The organism is Streptococcus sp. HMSC056C01 (genome assembly GCF_001811305.1).
Classification (GTDB): domain Bacteria; phylum Bacillota; class Bacilli; order Lactobacillales; family Streptococcaceae; genus Streptococcus.
Genome location: NZ_KV804209.1, coordinates 288967 through 296417 on the forward strand (window position 1 = coordinate 288967; position 7451 = coordinate 296417).

Annotated in this window: 8 protein-coding genes; 5 read left to right on the plus strand and 3 right to left on the minus strand. The window is 39.0% G+C overall.

The window, feature by feature from the left end; translation table 11 throughout:
* The first annotated feature begins 157 nt into the window (after positions 1–157).
* The 3 genes from coaB to HMPREF2795_RS08390 are packed head-to-tail and all read left to right on the plus strand — an operon-like array spanning position 158 to position 1957.
* Entirely contained in the window at positions 158–847 is a 690-nt protein-coding gene (coaB, locus tag HMPREF2795_RS08380) for a phosphopantothenate--cysteine ligase (RefSeq protein ID WP_000699482.1), read from the plus strand.
* Between the two features lie 11 nt (positions 848–858).
* The gene (coaC, locus tag HMPREF2795_RS08385; RefSeq protein ID WP_000101254.1) at positions 859–1410 is read left to right on the plus strand and encodes a phosphopantothenoylcysteine decarboxylase; all 552 of its coding nucleotides are present in this window, start codon (positions 859–861) and stop codon (positions 1408–1410) included.
* Positions 1394–1957: an ECF transporter S component gene (locus HMPREF2795_RS08390; protein ID WP_001042711.1), complete on the plus strand. Its 564-nt coding sequence runs from the start codon at positions 1394–1396 to the stop codon at positions 1955–1957. Before coaC ends, HMPREF2795_RS08390 begins: the two co-directional genes overlap by 17 nt.
* Before the next feature lie 192 nt (positions 1958–2149).
* On the opposite strand, the gene udk is transcribed toward HMPREF2795_RS08390, so the two are convergent.
* The 3 genes from udk to HMPREF2795_RS08405 form a co-directional block, all read right to left on the minus strand.
* Complete coding sequence (gene udk, locus HMPREF2795_RS08395) at positions 2150–2788, minus strand: uridine kinase (protein WP_007555045.1); 639 nt, start codon at positions 2786–2788, stop codon at positions 2150–2152.
* Positions 2789–2912: 124 nt separating this feature from the next.
* On the minus strand, positions 2913–4646 hold the full coding sequence (ptsP, locus tag HMPREF2795_RS08400) for a phosphoenolpyruvate--protein phosphotransferase (RefSeq protein WP_025171271.1): 1734 nt from the start codon (positions 4644–4646) through the stop codon (positions 2913–2915).
* A 4-nt stretch (positions 4647–4650) separates the two neighbouring features.
* Positions 4651–4914, minus strand: coding sequence for a phosphocarrier protein HPr (locus HMPREF2795_RS08405; protein ID WP_000146952.1), 264 nt, complete (start codon positions 4912–4914; stop codon positions 4651–4653).
* Between the two features lie 363 nt (positions 4915–5277).
* Between HMPREF2795_RS08405 and nrdH the strand changes: the two genes are divergently transcribed.
* Both nrdH and nrdE read left to right on the plus strand, forming a co-directional pair.
* On the plus strand, positions 5278–5496 hold the full coding sequence (gene nrdH / locus HMPREF2795_RS08410) for a glutaredoxin-like protein NrdH (protein ID WP_000259242.1): 219 nt from the start codon (positions 5278–5280) through the stop codon (positions 5494–5496).
* 68 nt (positions 5497–5564) lie between these two features.
* Positions 5565–7451, plus strand: a 1887-nt coding sequence (gene nrdE, locus HMPREF2795_RS08415; RefSeq protein WP_075228636.1) for a class 1b ribonucleoside-diphosphate reductase subunit alpha, incomplete at its 3' end; no start/stop codon positions are given.

The following is a 7451-nucleotide window of genomic DNA, read 5'->3' on the forward strand; positions in this document are numbered from 1 at the left end:
AACGTTCGTAAATATCACAACACTTCAGACTTTCTTGGCTTCTTTTTAAATTTTTATATGCCTTTATAGGTTTTAACTATAGTTAAAAGCTCGGATTTCACATAATATTTTATCGCTTTCATTTTACTTACTGTTCATTTTTTTGTATAATAGTTCTATGAAAATTTTAGTTACATCTGGTGGTACAAGCGAGGCAATAGATCGAGTTCGCTCCATTACCAATCACTCTACTGGTAGACTTGGTAAAGTAATAACTGAGACTTTACTAAAAGCTGGTCACCAAGTTTGTCTAATTACTACGCGACAAGCACTAAAACCAGAACTACACCCGAATTTGACTATGATTGAAATCAAAAACACTTCCGATTTACTCCAAGAGATGAAACGGATTGTCCCTGATTATCAAGTCTTGATCCATTCAATGGCTGTTTCTGACTATAGCCCAGTTTACATGACAGGTCTTGACCAAGTTCAAGCGAGCCAAGATTTAAGTGAGTTTTTGCATAAGAAAAATATGGAAACAAAGATCTCTTCTAAGGATGAGGTGCAAGTCCTATTTCTCAAGAAAAATCCAAAGATCATCTCTCTTGTTAAAGAATGGAACCCCAGTATTCATCTCATCGGCTTTAAACTGCTTGTTGAGGTTACCAAGGAGCATCTGATTCAAATCGCTAGAGAAAGTCTTGTAAAGAATCAAGCTGACTTGATTGTCGCTAATGACCTCACTCAGATTAATGCTGATCAACACCTGGCTTATCTAGTAGAGGAAAAAGATTATCAGATTGCTGCTAGCAAACAAGAAATTGCTGACTTGTTAGTGGAAAAAATTCAAGGATTTGACTGTTAGAAAGGAAAATTATGGCTCGTATTACACTCGCTGTTACAGGCTCTATCGCCTCTTACAAGGCTGCTGATTTGGTAAGTGGCTTGAAGAAACAGGGGCATTCTGTTACTGTACTCATGACCCAGGCTGCGACTGCCTTTATTCAACCTTTAACCCTTCAAGTCTTATCACAAAATACAGTTCATCTCGATCTTATGGAAGAACCTTATCCTGATAAAGTTAATCATATCGAGCTAGGCAAAGAAACAGACTTGTTTATCCTTGCCCCTGCAACCGCTAATACGATTGCGAAAGTTGCGCACGGTTTTGCCGACAATATGGTTACTGCTACTGCTCTTGCCTTGCCAAACTATGTTCCAAAACTAGTAGCACCTGCTATGAATACCAAAATGTATGACCATCCAGCAACTCAAACAAACTTAAAAACTTTAGAAACTTATGGTTATACAATTATTTCCCCTAAAGAATCCCTACTGGCCTGTGGCGACATAGGACGGGGTGCTCTTGCTGATCTTGATACTATTTTACAACAGATAAAGGAAAAACTTCATGAACAAACGCTCTAATATTGCTCCTATTGCTATCTTTTTTGCCAGCATGATCGTGATTCATCTGCTGAGCTCTATTGTCTTTAATGTCTTGCCATTTCCAATTAAACCGACCATTGTCCATATTCCAGTCATCATTGCTAGTATCATCTACGGGCCACGGATTGGAGCCATTTTAGGTTTCTTGATGGGGATGATTAGCTTGACAGTCAATACAATCACAATTCTCCCAACCAGCTACCTCTTCTCTCCATTTGTACCAAATGGTAACATCTACTCCCTAGTTATTGCGATTGTACCACGCATCCTTATTGGGTTAACTCCATACTTTGTCTATAAACTCCTCAAAAACAAGGCGGGGCTCATCTTCGCGGGAGCACTCGGTTCCCTCACAAATACTGTATTTGTACTAGGCGGAATCTTCTTCCTCTTTGGAAATGTTTTTGACGGAAATATCCAAAAACTATTAGCTACTGTTATCTCAACAAATTCTATTGCAGAACTCATAATCTCAGCAATACTTACCCTAGTTATTGTTCCGAGACTTGAAAAAATCAAAAAATAAGAGGTCGGGAAAATCCCGGCCTCGATTTTTATTTGCCCTAAGTAACTGACTTTGTATTTAATTAAGATTACAGACTTCTAAAAGTCTCTTTGACGAGACTATCTAAAAGCATGATTGTAAAGACTTACTGATATGGGAAAAGGCTTCAATCTTGGACAAATAATTATTTTCCCATAGCCTTTTATCTACTTATTATTGGGCTAGACGTGCTTCTTCTAAAATCTTTTCAATTTTTGTCGTTAGCAAATCGATAGCTACAGTATTGGTTACACCTTCAGGAATTACAATATCAGCATATCGTTTAGTTGGCTCGATAAATTGGTGATACATAGGCTTAACCACCCCAAGATATTGATCGATAACACTATCTAGACTACGACCACGTTCTTCCATATCACGTTTAATACGGCGAATGATACGAACATCATCATCTGTATCTACGAAAATCTTGATATCCATCAAATCACGAAGTCGTTTGTCCTCCAAAACCAAGATTCCTTCTACGATAAAGACATCCTGAGGTTCTTGACGATAAGTTTTAGAACTTCTGGTATGGGCAGCATAATCATAGGTAGGAATGTCTACAGGACGTCCTGCCAACAACTCTTTGATTTGCTCAATCATCAAATCAGTATCAAAAGCAAAAGGATGGTCATAGTTGGTCTTAATACGCTCTTCAAAGGTTAGATGAGATTGATCTTTATAGTAGGAATCATGCTCAATCATAGAGATTTTTTCATTTGGAAAATGCGACAAGATTGCTTTAGATACGCTTGTCTTTCCTCCTCCAGATCCCCCTGTTACTCCGATAATGATTGGTCTATTTTGCATTGTAGCCTCCTTGTTTTTTCCCTCGTCTATTTTACCATATTTTTGATAAATTTTACAGATGGAGTTTTCTAGAAAATAGAAGAAAAAATCCTCATAGCTAGAAGCTACAAGGATTTGTAATTGATTAATCAAAGTTAACGTATTCTTTAGAAAGTTCAAGAACTTCTTCCATTGTTGAACATTCAGTAAGAGCACGGTTAGCGTATTCTTGCATTTTAGCAGTGTCGAGTTTCTTCATCAAGCTACGTGTACGAAGTACAGATGTTGCTGACATAGAGAACTCATCCAAGCCCATTCCGACAAGAAGTGGAACAGCTGTTTGGTCACCAGCCATTTCACCACACATGCCAGCCCATTTACCTTCAGCGTGAGCTGCTTTGATAACGTTGTTGATCAAACGAAGGATTGATGGGTTGTATGGTTGGTAAAGGTATGAAACTTGTTCGTTCATACGGTCTGCAGCCATTGTGTATTGGATCAAGTCGTTTGTACCAATTGAGAAGAAGTCAACTTCTTTTGCAAATTGGTCTGCAAGCATAGCTGCTGCAGGAATTTCAATCATGATACCAACTTGGATGTCATCCGCAACTGCAACACCTTCAGCAAGAAGGTTAGCTTTTTCTTCATCGAAGACTGCTTTAGCTGCACGGAATTCTTTCAAAAGCGCAACCATCGGGAACATGATACGCAATTGACCGTGTACAGAAGCACGAAGAAGAGCACGGATTTGAGTGCGGAACATTGCATCTCCTGTTTCAGAGATAGAGATACGAAGAGCACGGAATCCAAGGAATGGGTTCATTTCATGTGGCATATCGAAGTAAGGAAGTTCCTTGTCACCACCGATATCCATTGTACGGACAACAACTGGTTTACCGTTCATTCCTTCAAGAACAGCCTTGTATGCTTCGTACTGCTCGTCTTCAGTTGGGAAGTCTTGAGAATCCATGTACAAGAACTCTGTACGGTAAAGACCTACAGCTTCTGCACCGTTGTCATTAACACCTTCAACATCTTTTGGAGTACCAATGTTTGCTGCCAATTCGAAGTGTTTGCCATCAGCAGTAACAGTTTGAGCATCCTTCAAGAGTGCCCATTCAGCTTTTTGTTGAGCGTAAGCTTCACCAGCTGCTTTAAATTCAGCCGCTTGTTCTTCAGTCGGGTTGATAATCACTTCACCTGTAATACCATTAACGGCAAGTAGGTCACCATCTTTAACGATTTCAGTGATATTGTTTGTACCCAAAACTGCAGCGATTTCAAGTGTACGAGCCATGATAGCTGAGTGACTTGTACGACCACCAATGTTTGTTACAAAAGCTTTAACAAAGTTTTTGTCCAATTGAGCTGTATCAGATGGAGTCAAGTCGTGAGCAATCACGATTACTTCTTCATTGATAGAAGCTGGGTTTGGCAATTTTTTACCAAGAAGATTTGCCAATACACGTTTTGTTACGTCACGGATATCCGCTGCACGTTCTTGCATGTATGGGTTGTCTTCCATGCCTTCAAAGATTGTGATAAACATGTCTGTAACTTCTTTCAGACCTGCTTCTGCATTCACTTTCTTAGCACGGATAGTTTCTTTAATTTGACCGATCAATTCAGGGTCAGCAAGAACCATCAAGTGGGCGTCAAATACTTGTGCCGCTTCTTCACCAAGCGTACCTACAGCCTTCTCGCGGATAAGAGAAAGCTCGTTTTGAGAAGCTTCAAGAGCAACATCCAAACGAGCCTCTTCTGCATTTGTATCTTCGACTGTAACAGTCTCGAATGATAAATCCGGTTGAACGAGTAGATATGCTTTTGCAACTGCAACACCGTCAGATGCTGCGATTCCTTTAAGCATTTCTGTCATTTCCTTATGCCAATCCTTCTTTTTCCATTGTTTCTGAGATTGCAGCGATAGCGTCATCAGCGTCTGCACCTTCAGCAGTGATTGTAACGTCAGCACCTTGACCAACACCAAGGCTCATTACACCCATGATAGATTTAAGGTTAACTGATTTACCTTTGTACTCAAGAGTGATATCTGAAGCAAATTTGCTAGCAGTTTGTACCAACAATGTTGCTGGACGTGCGTGAATACCTGTTTCTGCCACTACGTGGAAATCTTTAGAAGCCATAGTTTGACTCTCCTTTAATAGTTTTCTTGTTGAGTTACATATCTGATAACCCTTACAATTTAGTATTATATCACCTTCATTGATATTTTTCAAGTATTTTATGGACTTTCTTCAATTTCCTTTCAGATAACTTGCTGAAAATCTTCTATTAAATTTAGCAAAACACAGTATGTAGTTTTTGTTAAGTTGTCTATAATGAAATCATTGATTTTTCTGTCGTTGTTTCTCAATGCTACACTATATATTGTGTTTGTTAGTAAAATCAGTAAAATAAGTACACAAGATTTAGTTTTAGAAAGTTGACAAAGTTTTTTTTTCTGATATACTAAGAAAGTAATAAATTTTTAAAGAGGAGTTACAGAAATGGTAACCGTATATTCTAAAAACAACTGTGTCCAATGTAAAATGACGAAACGTTTTTTAGACAGTAATAATGTTGAATATAAAGAAATCAATCTTGATGAACAACCTGAATACATTGATCAAGTAAAAGAGCTTGGCTTTAGTGCTGCTCCTATTATTCAGACACCAACAGAAGTTTTCTCTGGTTTCCAACCAGGTAAACTTAAACAACTTGCTTAAGAATCAGGACAAAAGCTTCTATGTCTACCTTAGAAGCCTTTCTTTTGTAATTAGATAAAGGATTTTTTATGGGATTAAAACAACTTGAAGATGTGACTTACTTCCGTCTTAATAATGAAATTAACCGTCCTGTGAATGGACAAATCATGCTTCACAAAGACAAGGAAGCTTTAGAAGCCTTCTTTAAAGAAAATGTTGTACCAAATACAATGGTTTTTAACTCAATTACGGATAAAATTAATTTCCTCATTGAGCATAACTACATTGAGACAGCATTTATCAAGAAATACCGTCCAGAATTTTTGGAAGAACTGCATCAATTTATCAAGGATCAGAACTTCCAATTTAAGTCTTTCATGGCTGCCTATAAATTCTATAATCAGTATGCTCTGAAAACTAATGACGGGGAGTACTATCTTGAAAGCATGGAAGACCGTGTCTTCTTTAATGCCCTATACTTCGCAGATGGTGATGAAGCGATTGCTATTGATATTGCTAATGAAATCATTCACCAACGTTATCAACCTGCTACTCCTTCTTTCTTGAATGCAGGTCGTGCTCGTCGTGGTGAGTTGGTATCTTGCTTCTTGATCCAGGTAACAGATGATATGAACTCTATCGGACGTTCTATCAACTCTGCTCTTCAACTTTCACGTATCGGTGGTGGTGTGGGAATTTCCCTCAGCAACCTTCGTGAAGCTGGAGCTCCTATTAAAGGCTATGAGGGTGCTGCTTCTGGTGTCGTACCAGTTATGAAGCTTTTCGAAGACAGCTTCTCTTACTCTAACCAACTCGGTCAACGTCAAGGTGCTGGGGTTGTTTACCTCAATGTCTTCCACCCAGATATCATCGCCTTCCTTTCAACTAAGAAGGAAAACGCCGATGAAAAAGTGCGTGTCAAGACCCTTTCACTTGGTGTTGTGGTTCCAGATAAATTCTACGAATTGGCTCGTAAAAATGAAGAAATGTACCTATTTAGCCCATATTCTGTAGAAAAAGAGTATGGAGTACCTTTCAACTATATCGACATCACTGAAAAATACGATGAACTAGTTGCAAATCCAAACATCCGTAAGACAAAAATCAAGGCGCGTGATTTGGAAACTGAGATTTCTAAATTGCAACAAGAATCTGGCTATCCTTATGTAGTCAACATCGATACTGCTAACCGTGCAAATCCAGTCGATGGTAAGATCATCATGAGTAACTTGTGTTCAGAGATTCTTCAAGTCCAAGAACCAAGTCTTATCAACGATGCGCAAGAATTCCTCCAAATGGGGACAGATGTTTCATGTAACCTTGGTTCAACTAACGTGGTCAACATGATGACTTCACCTGACTTTGGTCGCTCTATCCGTGCAATGGTACGTGCCTTGACCTTCGTTACAGATAGTTCACACATCGTCGCTGTTCCTACTATCGACCACGGAAATAGTCGAGCTCATACCTTCGGTCTTGGAGCTATGGGACTTCACAGCTATCTTGCTCAACAATTGATCGAATACGGATCACCTGAGTCTGTTGAATTCACAAGCATCTACTTTATGCTTATGAACTACTGGACCTTGGTTGAGTCAAACAATATCGCACGTGAACGTGGTGTTACCTTCCACAACTTTGAAAAATCAGACTACGCAAACGGAAGCTACTTTGATAAGTACACAAGTGGTGAGTTTGTTCCAAAATCAGACCGTGTTAAAGAACTCTTCAAAGATATCTTTATTCCTACTGCTGCTGACTGGTCTGAACTCCGTGATAAAGTTAAAGCAGATGGACTTTACCACCAAAACCGCCTTGCTGTAGCACCAAATGGTTCTATCAGCTACATCAACGATGTTTCTGCTTCTATTCACCCAATTACGCAACGTATCGAAGAACGTCAAGAGAAGAAAATTGGTAAGATCTACTATCCTGCTGCTGGTTTGTCAACAGAAACTATCCCTTACTACACTTCT